The organism is Citrobacter amalonaticus (genome assembly GCF_001559075.2).
Taxonomy (GTDB): domain Bacteria; phylum Pseudomonadota; class Gammaproteobacteria; order Enterobacterales; family Enterobacteriaceae; genus Citrobacter_A; species Citrobacter_A amalonaticus_F.
This window is the reverse complement of record NZ_CP014015.2, coordinates 912,700-928,099: the sequence shown is the minus strand read 5'-3', so window position 1 is coordinate 928,099 and position 15,400 is coordinate 912,700. Positions and strand designations below refer to the sequence as shown.

General features: G+C 49.8%; 17 protein-coding genes. 6 read left to right on the top strand and 11 right to left on the bottom strand.

The annotated features are described in order from the left end of the window. Positions 1-72 precede the first annotated feature (72 nt). On the top strand, positions 73-624 hold the full coding sequence (locus AL479_RS04485) for a hypothetical protein (protein ID WP_061075210.1): 552 nt from the start codon (positions 73-75) through the stop codon (positions 622-624). Positions 625-668: 44 nt separating this feature from the next. Here the strand turns inward: AL479_RS04485 and AL479_RS04480 are convergent, their stop codons facing one another. After that, positions 669-1,130, bottom strand: a complete 462-nt coding sequence (locus tag AL479_RS04480) for a hypothetical protein (protein WP_061075209.1) — start codon at positions 1,128-1,130, stop codon at positions 669-671. 13 nt (positions 1,131-1,143) lie between these two features. Next, positions 1,144-1,992, bottom strand: coding sequence for a winged helix-turn-helix domain-containing protein (locus AL479_RS04475; RefSeq protein ID WP_061075208.1), 849 nt, complete (start codon positions 1,990-1,992; stop codon positions 1,144-1,146). Positions 1,993-2,607: 615 nt separating this feature from the next. Here AL479_RS04475 and yjdI point away from each other — a divergent pair. Both yjdI and AL479_RS04465 read left to right on the top strand, forming a co-directional pair. Beyond that, positions 2,608-2,838 (top strand): 4Fe-4S mono-cluster protein YjdI, encoded by a 231-nt coding sequence (yjdI, locus tag AL479_RS04470; protein WP_042999445.1) that lies wholly within the window; start codon positions 2,608-2,610, stop codon positions 2,836-2,838. 11 nt (positions 2,839-2,849) lie between these two features. Then, a complete protein-coding gene (locus AL479_RS04465) occupies positions 2,850-3,122 on the top strand; it encodes a GNAT family N-acetyltransferase (protein ID WP_061075207.1) in 273 nt (90 codons plus the stop codon). A gap of 32 nt (positions 3,123-3,154) precedes the next feature. On the opposite strand, the gene AL479_RS04460 is transcribed toward AL479_RS04465, so the two are convergent. The 6 genes from AL479_RS04460 to AL479_RS04435 all read right to left on the bottom strand — a co-directional run bounded on the left by AL479_RS04460 (position 3,155) and on the right by AL479_RS04435 (position 10,815). Then, the gene (locus AL479_RS04460) at positions 3,155-3,880 is read right to left on the bottom strand and encodes a fimbria/pilus periplasmic chaperone (RefSeq protein WP_061075206.1); all 726 of its coding nucleotides are present in this window, start codon (positions 3,878-3,880) and stop codon (positions 3,155-3,157) included. Continuing rightward, positions 3,846-5,186 carry a fimbrial usher protein StbD gene (stbD, locus tag AL479_RS04455; RefSeq protein WP_061075205.1) on the bottom strand — a complete coding sequence of 447 codons (1,341 nt, stop codon included), beginning with the start codon at positions 5,184-5,186 and terminating at the stop codon, positions 3,846-3,848. The genes AL479_RS04460 and stbD overlap by 35 nt, the downstream gene beginning before the upstream one ends. A 6-nt stretch (positions 5,187-5,192) precedes the next feature. After that, on the bottom strand, positions 5,193-7,748 hold the full coding sequence (locus AL479_RS04450; RefSeq protein ID WP_105291717.1) for a fimbrial outer membrane usher protein: 2,556 nt from the start codon (positions 7,746-7,748) through the stop codon (positions 5,193-5,195). Further along, a complete protein-coding gene (locus AL479_RS04445; protein ID WP_061075204.1) occupies positions 7,729-8,481 on the bottom strand; it encodes a fimbria/pilus periplasmic chaperone in 753 nt (250 codons plus the stop codon). The genes AL479_RS04450 and AL479_RS04445 overlap by 20 nt, the downstream gene beginning before the upstream one ends. Positions 8,482-8,533: 52 nt before the next feature. Continuing rightward, positions 8,534-9,067, bottom strand: coding sequence for a fimbrial protein (locus AL479_RS04440; protein WP_061077924.1), 534 nt, complete (start codon positions 9,065-9,067; stop codon positions 8,534-8,536). Between the two features lie 836 nt (positions 9,068-9,903). Further along, positions 9,904-10,815: a nickel/cobalt efflux protein RcnA gene (locus AL479_RS04435; RefSeq protein WP_061075203.1), complete on the bottom strand. Its 912-nt coding sequence runs from the start codon at positions 10,813-10,815 to the stop codon at positions 9,904-9,906. Between the two features lie 120 nt (positions 10,816-10,935). On the opposite strand from AL479_RS04435, the gene rcnR reads away from it, so the two are divergent. Then, the gene (rcnR, locus tag AL479_RS04430) at positions 10,936-11,208 is read left to right on the top strand and encodes a Ni(II)/Co(II)-binding transcriptional repressor RcnR (RefSeq protein WP_042999451.1); all 273 of its coding nucleotides are present in this window, start codon (positions 10,936-10,938) and stop codon (positions 11,206-11,208) included. A gap of 27 nt (positions 11,209-11,235) precedes the next feature. Here rcnR and AL479_RS04425 read toward each other — a convergent pair whose 3' ends face one another. Then, complete coding sequence (locus AL479_RS04425; protein ID WP_061075202.1) at positions 11,236-11,547, bottom strand: hypothetical protein; 312 nt, start codon at positions 11,545-11,547, stop codon at positions 11,236-11,238. Positions 11,548-11,567: 20 nt separating this feature from the next. Continuing rightward, positions 11,568-12,269, bottom strand: a complete 702-nt coding sequence (locus AL479_RS04420; protein ID WP_061075201.1) for a helix-turn-helix transcriptional regulator — start codon at positions 12,267-12,269, stop codon at positions 11,568-11,570. Between the two features lie 677 nt (positions 12,270-12,946). Between AL479_RS04420 and AL479_RS04415 the strand changes: the two genes are divergently transcribed. Both AL479_RS04415 and AL479_RS04410 read left to right on the top strand, forming a co-directional pair. Then, positions 12,947-13,666 (top strand): winged helix-turn-helix domain-containing protein, encoded by a 720-nt coding sequence (locus AL479_RS04415; protein WP_061075200.1) that lies wholly within the window; start codon positions 12,947-12,949, stop codon positions 13,664-13,666. Next, complete coding sequence (locus AL479_RS04410; RefSeq protein ID WP_146109661.1) at positions 13,653-14,123, top strand: hypothetical protein; 471 nt, start codon at positions 13,653-13,655, stop codon at positions 14,121-14,123. Before AL479_RS04415 ends, AL479_RS04410 begins: the two co-directional genes overlap by 14 nt. A gap of 28 nt (positions 14,124-14,151) precedes the next feature. Here the strand turns inward: AL479_RS04410 and AL479_RS04405 are convergent, their stop codons facing one another. Beyond that, positions 14,152-15,381: an amino acid permease gene (locus tag AL479_RS04405; RefSeq protein WP_061075198.1), complete on the bottom strand. Its 1,230-nt coding sequence runs from the start codon at positions 15,379-15,381 to the stop codon at positions 14,152-14,154. Positions 15,382-15,400 lie beyond the last annotated feature (19 nt).

Sequence of the window (15,400 nt, the reverse complement as noted above, 5' to 3'; positions counted from 1 at the left end):
TGTCTCGCTAAAGCTGGATATAGAAGAACGGAAATCACCCGTGAGTTGAATTATTAATACGGAAATAAAGCGATGGCGATATATATTATAAGCAATGATAACTATTTGCAGGAGGGGATTGTCTTATTGGCAAAAGAGGCCAACCTGGAAATCGTGAAAGAAACCATGCCCCATTTGCCTGTTGAAAGACTCACATTCGACGATACCGTGATTTTGCATCTTAATCTGTTCAACAAATGTTGTGCTAAAGAAATCTCCAGACTCAACAAAAAATGTAAGCTGTTGGTGATACTGAACTCTGAGCGAAGCGCATTGGTCTTTGATGCCGATATGATTGTCAGTGCACAACAGTCGCTACTCTCGCTGATGATGATTATTACGCGTCTGGTGGGAATGGAAAAACGCCAGGCTATCAGGAATCATGTTCTCAATCGTGTTGAAAAAAGGATTATTTATGAATCGCTGTTGGGTAAAGATATTAACCTGATTGCCGAATCATTGGCATTACCGCCGAAACGGGTATACACCTATCGTAATCTTGCGTGTAAGAAATTAGGTGGGCACCGGGTTCACGATCTGCTGCTAATCAAAGAGAATTTACTGGAAGAGAGTCTGTTTCTTTAAAACGCGTCAGCCCTGTTGGCACAGAGCTGACGGTGTTCTCCCGTTTAGCGGGCGCAGTAGAGGAGGGGACGTTTTCCGATGGTGAACAGGAACCCGTGAACGCCCTGATTGAGAATGGAGTAACTCACATCTTTATCGGGGTAGACGTAAAAATCAGGCAGAATATTGGCTAACAGATCGTCCGGCAACGTTTCGATAATGTCGAACTTGTTGATTCTGCTTGAGTGTAAGTGATACGAATCCTGATTTTCTGTCCAGTTATAGGCGACATCCCGTCGGATGCGCCCTTTCAGTTTGTTATCTTCAATATAGGTTCCGCTGACGGCCACGATGCCGTTCTGGTTTTTCAGCGAATACATGTAGTTCAGCGTGATATTTGCGCGGGCGTTTTTATGAAACACCACCAGCGACATCGAACATTCCTGTTTATCGTAATGTTTAGACATTAAAAAATTGTATAACGCGCCGATGAGCACACCCGCGAGTAAAAATACTGCACTCATCATTATGACTGTTCTTTTACTCACTTCCTGCTCCGCGAAAAGAGAGTGTAATACAACCTGGAACGGCTGATTTCAGGTAGTTCTGGCGGCAGACAAGAACCGCTAAGCCAGGCGACGTTTGTGATAGCGGGAAGTACACCCAGGGGTACTTTTCGCAATCGAGTCCAGACCCCAGAATCAGCGCCTTAAAGCGTGCAAAACTGTTTTTGCTATCGTGGCTGTCATCCGTGGTATAGAAACGACAGCCTTTATCCTGCTCGACGAAGGTGTAGTCAGCGAAGAATGGCTGCGTATCGCTAAAGTGCCAGAAAGCGTTTATGCTGATAGCGCCAATGAAAAATGCCGCTACCATGGCGAGGATGCCCACGAAGAGCGGCAATCTGCTGCTCTGACGTACCGTCGCCGTACGGGCAGGTGGTGCTATTTCTTCTGGCGTAAGCGCCGGATCCGCCTCTGTGTGGTACTCCACATCCAGTTCATCTTCACCCTGCAGAGAATCAGGGGTCACATCAGCTTCCTGAACCGCCGCAACGCGGGAAATTTTAACGCTTTTGTCGATTTGGAACCCTTTGCGCGGTACCGTGGCGACAAGGATTCGGTCAGTCTCGCCAACGGCGCGTAAGCCTCGACGGACAATAGAAATATTCTGGTAAAGGGTATTGGCCGGCACCAGCATGCCTTCATCTTCCCATACCTTTTTGAAAAACTCCTGCTGAGTGACGACGTCCGGTGAAGCGTCAAGCAGCAAAAGCAGACAACGGCTGGCAGGCGTTGTCAAAACCACGTTAATTTCTGGATTAGTGACAGAAATTAACTTTTTACTGTCTGGTCTGAATTCAATATTATCGTTAATAATCCAGTACATATGGGTTCACGGTGTTCGAAAGTTATAGACAGTAGAGACTTGTTGTAGAAAATTCTGAACCTACTATTACGTATAGTATATATGAATTCAGTAAGTCGTTTGATTTATGAAACTAATGTTTTTGTTCTGTGGTTTAACATAAGTACATATAAAATAAAGCAATTAATTAACAAAGTTGGTGATTTCTGCCGCTATGAATAATCAGTTACCGTAATCATTTAAAAATCCCAATGCCTCATTCCGGAGAAATTATGGTCTGATTATCAACAAAGTGGCGTTGAAATCTGTTTCAACTCCGTGATTTAAGATTCGGTATCAGACTGGCTTACCTTCCTGTAAATCACTCTTTTTAATTAGTATTCTTGAATAAAAACTGGTTTTTTAAATGACTTTTTTGAAAGATTTATTATGCTGACCTGATGAGAAATAGTCAATTAGAGCGAATAACCTTAAATGTCATTAAATGCATAATATAAAATCTTAAACATTCCTGTAATTGGTTTTTTATGCTTAACCATAAGGAACAGATGAGTATTTACTCATCTAACATTAAAGTGGTGGTGGGTGACATTCACGCGCTATGCTTAAGAGATAAACAAAAAATGAGGCAATGTCATGGATAAGCAACTTGAGGATGCGGGTTATCGCGTCTATACCGGTGAGAAAATCGATGTCTACTTCAATACGGCAATTTGTCAGCATTCTGGGAATTGTGTACGCGGTAGCGCCAGACTTTTCAATCTGAAGCGTAAGCCGTGGATTATGCCTGATGAAGTGGATGTATCAACGGTGATCAACGTTATCGATACCTGCCCAAGCGGGGCGCTGCAATATCGTCGTAAATAAGCGAGGGGAAAATGGAAATACTGGAAGGTCACAATAAATTCTATGTCAATAATGATCAGGGGAATCAGGTCGCTGAAATTGTTTTTGTTCCAACCGGTGAGCATTTAAGTATTATTGAGCATACCGATGTCGATGCCAGCCTGAAAGGCCAGGGGGTTGGAAAACAGCTGGTGGCGAAAGTGGTGGAGAAAATGCGCCGCGAGAATCGCAAAGTTATCCCTCTTTGCCCGTTTGCCAAACATGAGTTTGATAAAACTCGCGAGTATGACGATATTCGGGCCTGAAACGATGCCGGGCAAGGCGCGTAAGCCGTCCGCTAAGGTAGACGTGATACGGCTTTTTCATATTGCCAGAGGGTGCCGTGATCGTTGATCGCTTCATAGCGGACCGACGAACACGACGCGCCACGCCCCTGCAGCGGGACCGACACAGTGGCAAGCGGCGCAATCATGATGCCGCTTGCGCTGCCTGCCTCACAGCTTATCGCGGCCAGCGTGATATGCCACGGGGTGGGGTTGGTTATCTGCAACTGATTTTGCGCCCCGGCGTATGTCACGCGCAGCGTCTCAGCATCGCTTTCCTTAAGCGCACCGACACCTTTCGGGCGAATGAATACCTTCATACGGATGCGTAACGGCAGGACCACTTTTTGCGCCACCTGGGCGTCGGTCTGCGTCATGGGCGGGATCTGATACACGTTCAGCCAGTACAGCGCTTCGCGATCACGCGGCAGGGCTGAGGTGTCGGTCAGTTGCAGCGTAATGCTGCGCAGTTCGCCGGGCTGCATTTTAAATACCGGCGGCAGTGCGATGACGGGCGTCGTCTCCTCGTTGGGCTGGCTCGAGGGATTACCCGTATCGGTCCAGACCTGAACCAGGGCCGGCTGCTGTGGGGAATTGATCAGCGCCAGCGAAGCGCTTTTGTCCCCGGCATTAAAAATCACCCGGGTCACTTCGCTATTCACCACCGCATGAGCGGAGGACGGCAGAGCGTTCAACAGCAACGCGTTACTGAAAGCTAACCACCACCTGAAGTTGTGCATAAACCGATCCTGCTGTTATGGCTTCGCCGGGAATGGCTTCCAGCGAGGCGGTGAATTCACCGTTATAAAATTCGGTCGAACCGCTTGTTGAGGTTTTACTGGTTAAATCGGCATAGCCGTACCATCCCCCGGCGTTACCCGTTGCGGTGGACGTCAGATTTGGCAGCAGGTTGATGGCGCTACCGCCCAGTTTTTCGCTGTAAATACGAATGCCCACGCCGGACGCCACGCCGCTGACGCCATAATGGTTATCAAGCAGCCAGGTCCAGGCCCCCGATCCGGTCTTAAGCCCTAACTGGTTTGCTGCATTCGCCGCCGTCTGGTTATTCACCAGAAACCCCATCGCCACGTTCGCTTTGCTGGTTGTCGAGACCGCGGTGCTGGAGATCGCACCGGTTTCGCATTCGACGGTAATGTTAAACGGGGTCTGCGCTGTGCCGCCGCCGCTCAGTTCACCGACGCTGATCGGCGGCAGACGGACAATGGCGGGATAATCATCGATTCGACAGGCGGCGCCGCGCACAAAGTAACTCTGGCTGGTGAGCGTCCAGCCGCCAGGCCACTGCATGGCGCCCCAGCCGTCGTAGTTGGTTCGGCTGTCAGCGCCGTCAAACAACCCGGAGCTCATGCCGCCGCCGTGAAAGGCGATATAGCCAGCCGGTCCCGCGTAGGTATAACCATAACGATTTGAACCGTTTGCCCCTTTCGACGCGTCATCAACCCGAAACAGCTCAACGAAAACATCGCTGAAGGCGCTGCCCGGGATATAAATGTAGGTCCCGTCATTGAACATCTCGCTTTCAGGGATGAGGCGTGTTTGCCAGTAGCGCGAATAGTATTGCCCGGTTTTCAGGTTTGTCAGTCTGAGCGCCACGTTTTTGACGTAGGTATAGTAAGCGCCTTCAATCCCGGCAACTGCTTCTCTGCCGCCCCATGCGTCGTCGCCGTTGGTGGCGTAATACTCATACACCTTGCCGATTTCGGCGACGTCGCAGCGGAAATAGATCTGATTGGCGTTGACGCCCTGGGTGCGGCCGTTAGGCACAAAGCTGGCCGTCGAACTGGCGAGCAGCGTGCCTTCCGTTTGAAAGCCGGTGCCGCTGCTTAAGGTGATAACGCCGGGCAGCCCCAGTTTGCCTTTGACTTCGCTATCGCCAACGCCCCCCCAACTGGCGCCGATGTAACCGGCATCTTTCGCCGTCTGAGACAGATCGTTGGCAGAGGTTACCCTTTTACAGGCAGACCATGCCGGCTGTGCCAGTACGACGCCGACCAACAGCAGCGGGAGAAAAGAGGATAATTTCATAAGCCATCACTCCTGGCGGCAAGGTAGCGTAAGTTGATACAGCGGCGCGTCGCGCGTTGTCGGCAATTGATACCAGATCTGGCACTGCTGGGCGGCGTTCTTACCCCACTTAACGAACAGCACGCCGGACTGTGCGGCGATTCGGGCGTAGATTTGCCCGCCCTGGCCCATGATGCCCACAGCTTCGCCATCGCTGTCCGTGACGTCCGCGCCCATCGGTGGCTGGCTGCCGTCAGGCAGCGTGGTGTTAATCAACGTTGCTTTCCCGTGTGTGGTCTTGAACGTGACGCGGGAAATCGCGCCCGCATAGGGGACCAGCCGCTTGCTGCCGCCCTGAAGTTCGACGTCATCGGCCATATTCTGGCTGTCGAGACTAATGGTGTTATAGCGGTAGGGCGTTAATGACGGGAGGATCGCGTAGCCGAAACGGTCCACCGTCGCGCCCTGCCCATTACGAATCTCGGCTCCGCGTGCCCCGGGGGCTTCCACCAGTGCGAAGGTGTCGCTGGTATACGGACCGGCGGTAATCCCACCGCGATGGGCGACCAGCGTACCGGACATCCCCAGTCCATACTGCTGATAACTGTCGCCCCGGGAGGCATAAGCGCGGAAGGCGCCTACGGAGGTGCGATGTTCAATATTTCCGCCCCAGGTCGAGCTGTCGCCACTGTCGTTGTTGTGCTCGATGCCGCTGTAGAGCGCCCACGAGGTAGAACTCTTTTCGCCCGTCGTCCCGCTCATCCCGACCGTGGCCGTCCGGCTGTCGCGACTGCGGTTCATGTCGAGGTTGATTTGCGAGCGGCTGGAGCCAAAGTCGAATGGAATCGAAATCCCCAGCGACACGGTGTTTTCCGTGTATTTGCGCTGGCTTTCATTATCAAAATCGCGATCGTTGACGCTGCTGAAGTAGCGGCTGGAGTAGGTACTCCGCTGGCGTGCGGCGCTGATATTGAAGCTGATGTCACGCCAGCTATTGCTGTAACCGAGCTGCAACTGGGTGATGCGTGAAGCGTTGTTATAGTAATCCGAGGTGCTGCCGGTAAAGCTCAACATGCCCCAGTCGCCCATCGGCTGGCTGAGCGTCGCCGAGAAGTTGTTCCGCTGATTGAGCGTGTCGGAGTAGTAGAGGGTGCCGTTTTTCTCCTGGCGACGTACGCCGAGTACGTCCTGCAGATCGCGATAGCCGCTGGTGGAATAGCGATAGGCCGCGAGGACCAGGTTGGTTCCGGTGGTGAAGGTTTTACTGTAGCTTGCCTCGACGCGCCAGCCTTGTTGTTTCTCGTTATTTTCCACATGAGCGCTGGAAAAAACCGTGTTCAAACCGAATGCGCCGACGGAGGTTGCCAGCACGCCGCCGGCGAGGAAGGCCTGATAATTATCCGCCAGTCGTGAACCCATGTTGGCCGTCAGCACGTTGCTCATCCCGCGCTGCAGTACACCTTCAACAAACTTATTTTCTACGCTGTAGTACTGACGAACATAGCCCATCGCCAGTTCGTAATTCCAGTTTCCGGGACGAATCGAGTCCGGTACGGCGGAATAGGGGACGGTGAAGCGCGAAACTTGTCCGTTTGCTTCAACGACGTCCACAGTCAGATCGCCCTGGCCGCGGGTGTTGTACAGATCGTTAATCACGAAGGCGCCGGGCGCGACGGTCGTTTCGTAAATGACTTTTCCCTGCTGGCGAACAACCACATGGGCCGTCGTGGTGGCGACGCCGCGCACTTCCGGGGCATAGCCTCGTTTGCCCTGCGGCCACATGCGTTGGTCAGTGCTGAGCTTGACGCCATTAAATGACAGATTGCCAAACAGACTGCTGTTGGTGTAGTTGTCGCCGAAAGCAATGATGCTGTCCAGTTGCGGCAAAGGTCGTTGTACCGAGGTGGCGACTGCATTGTATTTGTAGTGTCCCCCCGTCTGATTGTCATCGGCGTAGCGCAGGTTGCCCTGATGGCGAACCTGCCACAGGCCAAGGTTGAGCCCACCATTGATGTTGCTCCACAGATAGTCATAGCGCAGATGGCTGTCCGTGTTTTCGGTGTGGTAAAAGTTGGTGTTGTGGCGCAGAAACAGTGCGGTCTCCCCGGCGTCCCATTCGGAAACCGGGATGAATCCTCGCGGTGAATGTAACAGCCCCGCCTGGGGAACCACCATGTTCAGGCGCAGCGAGCTTAAATCCACCTCCCAGTTGATTTTCGGGCCCAGGCTATCGATCGGCAGACAGAGGTTAGGGGTTACATTTTGCGTTGTACGTATGGCGCTGACGGCAATCAGTTCCGGTGACAGGCAGGGTTGTACTTCTGTCTTGTCGCCTTCCGGTTTAACCAGGGCGATCGGTGCCTGGCGGCGAATCAACTGGTTGTTAAGATATACGTCGAGCACATAGTCGCCCGCCGGAAGGGCGGTGTCCCGCTGATTAAAGCGATCCAGATCCAGTGACTTACCAAAATCGGAACCCTGCAAAAGCGCCGGGTCAAAGTAGTATTCCGCGCACGCCGTCGCCGGAACTAACGCCAGGCCGAGCAAGGGCGCGACGACGGTGTTACAGCGGATAGTCGGCACTGATGCGTGCTCCCTGATCGTTGATCAAGGTAATGCGTACGCGCTGGGCGTCAGCGGTTCGCGGAAAGTGAAACGTTTCGCTGGCAAAAGGCGAAATCATGTCATTTTTGGGGTGCTGGATTTGCGATGAACCGCCGGGTTGCAGGGCCGCGACCGTGACGAAATAAGGCTGATTGTTCTTAATACTTATTGCCAGTTCTTTATTTCCGCTAATCCGTTTGACCTGCAGATTCTCCAGCATTTTTTGCGGATCGCCGACCAGTCCTGCCGGGCGATAAAAAAGTTTGACCCGATTGCGCAGCATAATCAGCAGGCTGTTTTGTTTTTCGGTTTGGCTCACTGATTGTCCGGCATTGGCGGGCGGAATCTGCATGAAATTAAAATAGACCAGTGACTCCTGGTCCTGCGGTAATGCTTTTCCCTGAGTGTAAACAATACGAATGATTTGTCCTTCGCCAGGCTGAATGCGAAATGCCGGGGGCGTGGCAATAAACGGAACCTGCGCAGACTTTTCCGGGCCATCGGCCATATTACCGTTATCGAACCAGCTCTGAACAACATAAGGAATGGCATCTTTATTTTTCAGATGCACATCAGTCGATTTCGTCGCGCCATTATAAATAATACGCGTTCCTGTCATCGTAATACTGGCGCTGACGTGGCTACAGCATGCGGCTAAAAAAAGAAACAGGCAGCCTGAAATAAGCGTGCGATGATGATGAGAGGTTCGCATAGTATTTTCCCTGAATGTGGATGGCGGGAGTACATTCCCGCCAGAACGACGTTTACTGATAGGAAACGGCGTATTGCAGTGAAGCCAGTACCGTACCGGTGGTGGCCGCGCCGCCACTGTAATACTGGGCTTTATAGGTCGCGCTCGCTGAGGTCTGGTCAGCGGCGAGAGAGAGGTCGCCGGTGCCGGTAAAGGCGCTGCGGAAATCAATTTCGTCATCGCTGGTGTCGAGAATTTGGATCTCTACATCTGTCGCAGAACCGGTGCTGCCAAGGTTTCCGGTAGCAGAACTGATGTTGTTGCCAACGAAGACCGTCGAGATCTGCACGCCAGTAGACGAGCCGGTACAGTTGCTCACACCGACATCAAATGTCGTCGCGCCAGCCACCTGATTGGCATTCAGTTCGGTAGCCGTTACGGTCGGCAGCAATACCACCGGAGAGGCATCAGAACCGTTTACCGATATTGAACAGGTCTCGTCACTCACTTCGCCCATAAACGTAATGGTATTGTCAGAGGCCAGTGCATTCGTGGAAAAGAGCGCAGAAGCCATCAGCGCCGAAAGGAAGGCACGATTTAAGGTCATAATATAAAACTCCATTTTTTATCAGTCGTGTTGATTTACCCTGTGAGTCAGGGTTCTTCCATGCGCAGGGACATTTATCGCGATGGCTCTGTGCGGGAATGAAGACAAAATAAAATTATTGGTAATTTTCTTAAGGGTGAGTTTTTTTTGCGTTGAGAATATCTTCATAACCATGACTTTATTCTCGCAGCGAGATTCATTTCACCCGAATGAATAAATTAATTTGTCTTTGTGGATATTATCCGGAATGTTCCTGGAGAGGAAAATCGTTTAAAACGAACAGATAGAATACTGGTGATAGGTTGAGTCTATTGAAATCTGGAAATAGATCGGTGGTAACTTTTTTAGGAATTTTCTATTATTAGATGATTAATATTGAAGTATTGAACCGAACGTAAAACGTATTTCTCCTTAATTGATTGTCTGGTTAAGATAATTCACATTTAATGTATAAGAAAAAATGAATAGTTAACTATGCTAACCATTTTTATGATGCTATGCCGGGATAAGAATTTTATCTGATTACTTATCTTCTTTTGGAAACTAAGTGATGTGGGTTCCAGTAATTGCAGGGTGTTTGACATCAAAAAACGGAAAAAAAATATTTACTCTGTAATTGATATTGAGATGCTTTCATCATTTTCATCGCAATAAACAGGAAGAACCTGCCCTGAAAATGGCAACTGACGATGGTTTTTCAGCCCAACGCGGTGTGCTTTATGGCGATATCAGATGGTATTTAGCGAGCAAATAGTTGCGCTTGCAGCGAAATGGGTGGGTTTTTCTGGAAAGATAAGTGAGCACAGCGGCAGGCGCTGTGCCTCAGAAATGTGCGTTCAGGAGGTGTGAATAATCCCCATGTAGCCATGAATGCCCATATACAGACCGACCAGACCGATCAGTAGGCTGGAAAAATAGGGCGCTTTTCTTGCCAGTGCATTGAATCCACTCCAGCGCTTAGCGACCTGATGGACACTGACTGCTGCGCCCACGCCGACGGTCACCAGCGTAATCGCCAGCCCCAGGCTAAAGCAGAGCACCATTGTTGCGCCGAGCGTGAAGGCCTTTAACTGGATACAAATCAGCAGCACGGTAATTGCCGCCGGACAGGGAATCAGTCCGCCGGTCAGACCGAACAGCAGGATTTGCCCATTGGTCACCTCTTTGCCGTGAAAACGGCGTTGAATATCGCTGGCATGCGCGCGCTCATGGGCATCCTGATAAGCTTTCGACCCTTCCGCCAGTCCTGCCAGGTCACTGTGGTCGTGATGATGCTCATGATCGTGGCGTTCGTGGTGGTCATGATGCTCGTGATCGTGATGTTCGTGGTGGTCATGATGATCGTGACCATGATGATCGTGATGGGCATGATGATGATCATCATGTTGCATATCGGTGAGCCAGTTTCGCTCACCCTGCCATGTCCGCCAGAACATCCAGGTTGCGGTGCCCAGAATAATAAACGCGGAAATCAGTTGCAGCCAGGGCTCCACGGACTCTGCGGTAAACGCCCGACTGATATACATGCCGCCGAGGGCGATCAGCCAGACCACAGCGGTATGGGAGAGCGTTGCCGCCAGTCCTAGCATCACCGCCTGCTTAATGGTCCCTTTAATGGCGATGATAAATGCCGCCATCATCGTTTTCGAGTGACCGGGCTCCAGTCCATGCAGCACGCCGAGAAGAATCGCGCTGGGAATGAAAAACCACGCGTTACCTTGCTGAAGAAGTGTTGAAAATTCACCCATGATAATGATTCTTAGTTGCTTGTTTTCGCCAGATTCTACTCCCCCCCAGTACCAAATACTACCCCCCAGTAGATTCGTAATGCTATAATTCACTTCGTTTTATGTTAATGGGGTGTTGCGATGTCACACACAATCCGGGATAAACAGAAGCTTAAAGCCCGAACCAGCAAAATTCAGGGGCAGGTGGTTGCGCTGAAGAAAATGCTCGATGAACCCCATGAGTGCGCCGCCGTGTTGCAGCAGATCGCCGCGATACGCGGAGCCGTGAATGGTTTAATGCGGGAAGTGATTAAAGGGCATCTGACCGAGCATATCGTCCATCAGAGTGATGAAGAGAAGCGGGAAGAAGATCTGGACGTGGTACTGAAAGTTCTGGACTCCTACATAAAATAGTCGGGAACGCTGTCCCGACTCGGTGTCTTAGCAATACACGACCGCCTGATTCCGTTGGGCAATATAGCGCTCAACGTGCTTATAGCCGCTGATGGATTCCAGCGCATGCAGCAGGCAGCAAACTGCCCGGGCATTCGTCCGATCGGCTTCGTCTTCACTATGACTTTGCAACGCCTCTTCACACAACCTGCGCACGGCAGGCGGGAAGGCGAGTTTTTGCAGAGAGCACTCCAGCTCACCGAAAGCGATCTCAGCACGGGCCGTAAACAGCGATAACAGTACCGCACTCAGCGCGCGCGTTTCTTCCTCGTAGTATTCCACTTTATAATCCTTGTCCATTTCGTTCCCTGTTGTCGGACTCATCTGCGTCTTTGCAAATGCATTGCTGAACCATCCGTCTCTTTGATCAACAGCGGGTAAGATAACTTATCGCCTGAGATCGGATGAGAGTGAATAAACAACGAATTGATTCGTCCACCCATTCTTTTTTCAATTCTTTGCTTGTAGGCGTAGATGCTGCGGATATCCATCTCCAACAACTGAGCGATCTGGTGCGGGTTACTGCCTGCAACCATGTGGCCCAGAATGGTGAACTCCATCTGCGTCAACGTATTGCCTTTGGTAAACGACAAATGTCGCCCGATAAACACCTGCCTGATCTTCTCATTGGCGACATCCAGTCCGTCATCATGGTAAATGATGGCAGAAATCGCAGGATGCTTTTTGCGCCAGTAGTTGGCGAGCGACTGCATGTTGCGATCGCTGATCAGAATAATACCCATGCGTGTACTTGCGAGATATTCTATCCACTCTTTATCCAGAAACAGGCGTAAGAAGCTGATAGAAAAATCCACAAAAATATAACCACTAAGTCTGGCGTTGTGATTGTTATTTAAAATGCCTTCAATGACCCCTTTATTAAAATAAATGCTTTCTTCTGGCCACATGCAAAAACAGGCATTGGCGCAATACTGTAAGCGGGGTGATTTTTCGGGCATTATTTTACAATGCAAAGTACAACTGCTGCATGTCAAATTCTTTAATTTAACGTCCAGCCCCATATTGAGCGCCTCCCTATCCGTAGATGATTTCATAATTTCATCCGTTTTAAAACATGTCAATACTCTACAAAATGCAACTTTGATAGAGAGGAAATCCGAAAATATGTTTATTGCTATTATTCTTAATCCCGGCTTTTTTAGGGGTATTATCTCTGTATCAATTCAGGTTTCTGACGGGGTCATTACTAAACTGGCGAAGTATAAAAAATCGCCTCCAGGAATTTTGTAACAACCACCAGGAAAATCTATATTGCAAAAATGTTTAAGTTTTATCGCTAAATGGCATTAATGGCAAAAAGTTGATCTTATGTTAAATTGCCTGAAACATTTGTAACAATGCTTTTGTCCTTTATTCAGTAATGCTATTTATCTGTTTGTCCGTTTTTTAAACGTGAAACAATAATAATGAGTGCTGAATGATAAAGCATCTAAAATGGTCTTAATTAAGATTACATGATCCTTTTCAGGTATAAGTGTATTGATTTATAAGATTTTTTATTTTTTGCTTATGATCGAAATGGCATATCTATTATATATTTGGTGATCTCTGTATAAGATTTTTGTAGCATGACATTCATCATGTAAATGCGAGAATGCACACAGTGCCAGAGAAGTACACACATACAACATTATACACAATTAATAACCTGGTTGACTTTCACCCAGGTGACAGAACGTTGACGAATAAGAATACGCAAAAAACGGTCATTCTTCAAAACCCTGCGAGTTTCATTCTCTTATATCTCCTTACACATTGCGGGGTTGTTATTTCACAAAGCCAGCTCGTAAAGATTGGTTGGGGAGAAAAAAACAACATCACTTCCGTCAATACGTTATACCAGACGGCCCTCATGCTCAGGAATGCATTAACGGAAGTCGGGTTGCCGCGCGATCTGATCAGAACCGTCGCCCGGCGCGGTATGATGATGACGGCGGATATTCAACGGACGGAGATAGAATCGGTTGATAATGCGAGAGAAGAGGAGAGTGAGGAGGAGCCAACAGTACCTGCGATGACGGCGGCACCGCGTAAACAGCGGCCTTCAAGGACCACGCTGATGATGGGAGCTATTTTGCTGTCACTATTGTTGGTCGGCGTAAGCGTCTCTTTGGGGGTGTTTTATCCGCCGGCCGAATCGCTGTTCTCTTCCTATGCCATTATTGATACCACCTCCTTTTCATCCTGTACCCTATTATTGAAAGGCAAAAGTACATTAAACACTCGCTATGCGGTATTCCTGACGAGACACCCGGATATCTGTCAGAATCATAACTATGTGTATCTCTCGGGAATGAATAGTGCGAAGAATATTGCGGCCGTCGCCTGCCAGTTGGATATAAGAGAACACCCGCAGACAAAATGTACGACCTGGTACTCGATTAATGATGAAAATTAAAATGATAGTATCCGTTTTTCTGATTGTCGTCGTGATATTAGCAGGCGTGGGCTACTGGTATTTACATAAAGAAAAAAATAACATTGACTGCCAGGGGCGGGTGGTATGGGAAATTAATAATGAGGAGTTCCGGGGGGATGTCGCCTACCAGATGCAAAATAATCAGGGGATCGTCACAATCACTGGTGAATTGACTACGCCGGAAGCGAAAAATTATAAAGTCAGCCGGATTGTTTATTTCACCTATTACAAGTTGCGGGACAACTATATTATTAACACCAATAATCTTGTGCGGTTTCCGAGTGATGATTTAGAGGCGAAAAAAGGGCTCCGATCGCTGCCCACGATCTACCTCTCTGAGCGAGCCTCTTTCTCGTTATTGATTAAACGTTATCGGGAGGGGTGGGCCTTCACGACGGTAGGCTCCCCCTCGCTGTTATGTCGCAATAGTGAGTAAACGGCCCGGACGAACCGTTTACGCCAGGTTAGCCGAGGAACATCACGGACACGCACAGCAGGCCGACAATCAGGGTGATCAGATTGCCGAGCGAGCGGTGCGGTTTTAACGCCGGGATCAGGTATGTCGACAGGGTCGGCATAATGAACAAAATCATGGCAATGAGCGGCCCACTGATGGCGTAAATCATCGAGATCGCATTCGGATTGATGCAGCAGACAATAAAGGTGATGGCCGATACCAGCATAATAGACAGGGCGCGGTTAAAGGCCCGGCTTTTCTTCACCCCAACCTGTTGCAGACCGGTTTTGACCACCTCGGTTGCCCCTTCAATGACGCCAAAGTAGGTGCCGAGAAAGGATTTCGACATCGCCACCACGGCGACGATGATACCTGAAATCGAGAGCCACGCCGGGGCGGCAGGCATCATGGATAAGGCCGAAAGTATGGTGACGCCTTCATTTTTAGCGGCTTCGATGTACGATGGCGGAATCGACAGCAGGCAGCTAAAGACGAAGAACAGCACGCTTAAGCAGATGATCAGATAGGCGACCTTCATGATTTTTTTGCATTTACCCATGGCCAGCTCACCATATTTCTCACGTCTGTCGATAGCAAACGTGGAGATAATAGGCGTATGGCTAAAAGCAAAAACCATCACCGGAATCGAGATCCATACCTGATGCAGCGTGTGCTGATCGAACGCCATTTGTCCGGTGAGCAACGAGGGTTGCCAACTGCCGGTCAGGTACAGCGAGAGAAATAAAAAGTAAGCGATCAGCGGGAATACCAAAAAGCCCATCACCCGAATGGTCGCATGACGGCCCATCAGGAAAATCAGGTTCAGGATTAATACCACGCCAAGACTGACTCCCATGCGGATGCCGAGGCTAATCTCAAGATAGCGGGCGAGCTGCTCTGTCAGGGAGTTGGTGATGGCGACGGCATAAATCAGGACCACCACGAAAAAGGCAATAAAGTACAGCGTGGTAATGAGGCTGCCGATCTTCTTACCATAATAGTGCGTCACTGCACCGGTGATCCCTTCTCCCGCAGAGGTTTTCGACGAGAGAATGAACTGACATAACGCTTTATGCGGCCAGTATGTGAGAGGCCAGGCAACCAGAGCGGTGACAAACAGTACAATCGCGCCCGCGGAGCCAAGCTGGATGGGGAGAAACAGGGTTCCTGCGCCCACGGCAGTCCCATATAACGCAAAGCTCCAGAGCGTCTCTTCTTTTGACCAAATTTTCGACATTTCTTGAACGTATCAACTA

Coding starts and splice junctions, on each gene's coding strand:
- stbD (WP_061075205.1), bottom strand. CDS start 5,186: ATGAAATTATCCTCTTTTCTCCCGCTGCTGTTGGTCGGCGTCGTACTG.
- AL479_RS04485 (WP_061075210.1), top strand. CDS start 73: ATGGCGATATATATTATAAGCAATGATAACTATTTGCAGGAGGGGATT.
- AL479_RS04410 (WP_146109661.1), top strand. CDS start 13,653: ATGATGAAAATTAAAATGATAGTATCCGTTTTTCTGATTGTCGTCGTG.
- AL479_RS04460 (WP_061075206.1), bottom strand. CDS start 3,880: ATGCACAACTTCAGGTGGTGGTTAGCTTTCAGTAACGCGTTGCTGTTG.
- AL479_RS04475 (WP_061075208.1), bottom strand. CDS start 1,992: ATGTACTGGATTATTAACGATAATATTGAATTCAGACCAGACAGTAAA.
- AL479_RS04420 (WP_061075201.1), bottom strand. CDS start 12,269: ATGGGGCTGGACGTTAAATTAAAGAATTTGACATGCAGCAGTTGTACT.
- yjdI (WP_042999445.1), top strand. CDS start 2,608: ATGGATAAGCAACTTGAGGATGCGGGTTATCGCGTCTATACCGGTGAG.
- AL479_RS04435 (WP_061075203.1), bottom strand. CDS start 10,815: ATGGGTGAATTTTCAACACTTCTTCAGCAAGGTAACGCGTGGTTTTTC.
- AL479_RS04405 (WP_061075198.1), bottom strand. CDS start 15,381: ATGTCGAAAATTTGGTCAAAAGAAGAGACGCTCTGGAGCTTTGCGTTA.
- AL479_RS04480 (WP_061075209.1), bottom strand. CDS start 1,130: ATGATGAGTGCAGTATTTTTACTCGCGGGTGTGCTCATCGGCGCGTTA.
- AL479_RS04445 (WP_061075204.1), bottom strand. CDS start 8,481: ATGCGAACCTCTCATCATCATCGCACGCTTATTTCAGGCTGCCTGTTT.
- AL479_RS04465 (WP_061075207.1), top strand. CDS start 2,850: ATGGAAATACTGGAAGGTCACAATAAATTCTATGTCAATAATGATCAG.
- rcnR (WP_042999451.1), top strand. CDS start 10,936: ATGTCACACACAATCCGGGATAAACAGAAGCTTAAAGCCCGAACCAGC.
- AL479_RS04440 (WP_061077924.1), bottom strand. CDS start 9,067: ATGACCTTAAATCGTGCCTTCCTTTCGGCGCTGATGGCTTCTGCGCTC.
- AL479_RS04425 (WP_061075202.1), bottom strand. CDS start 11,547: ATGGACAAGGATTATAAAGTGGAATACTACGAGGAAGAAACGCGCGCG.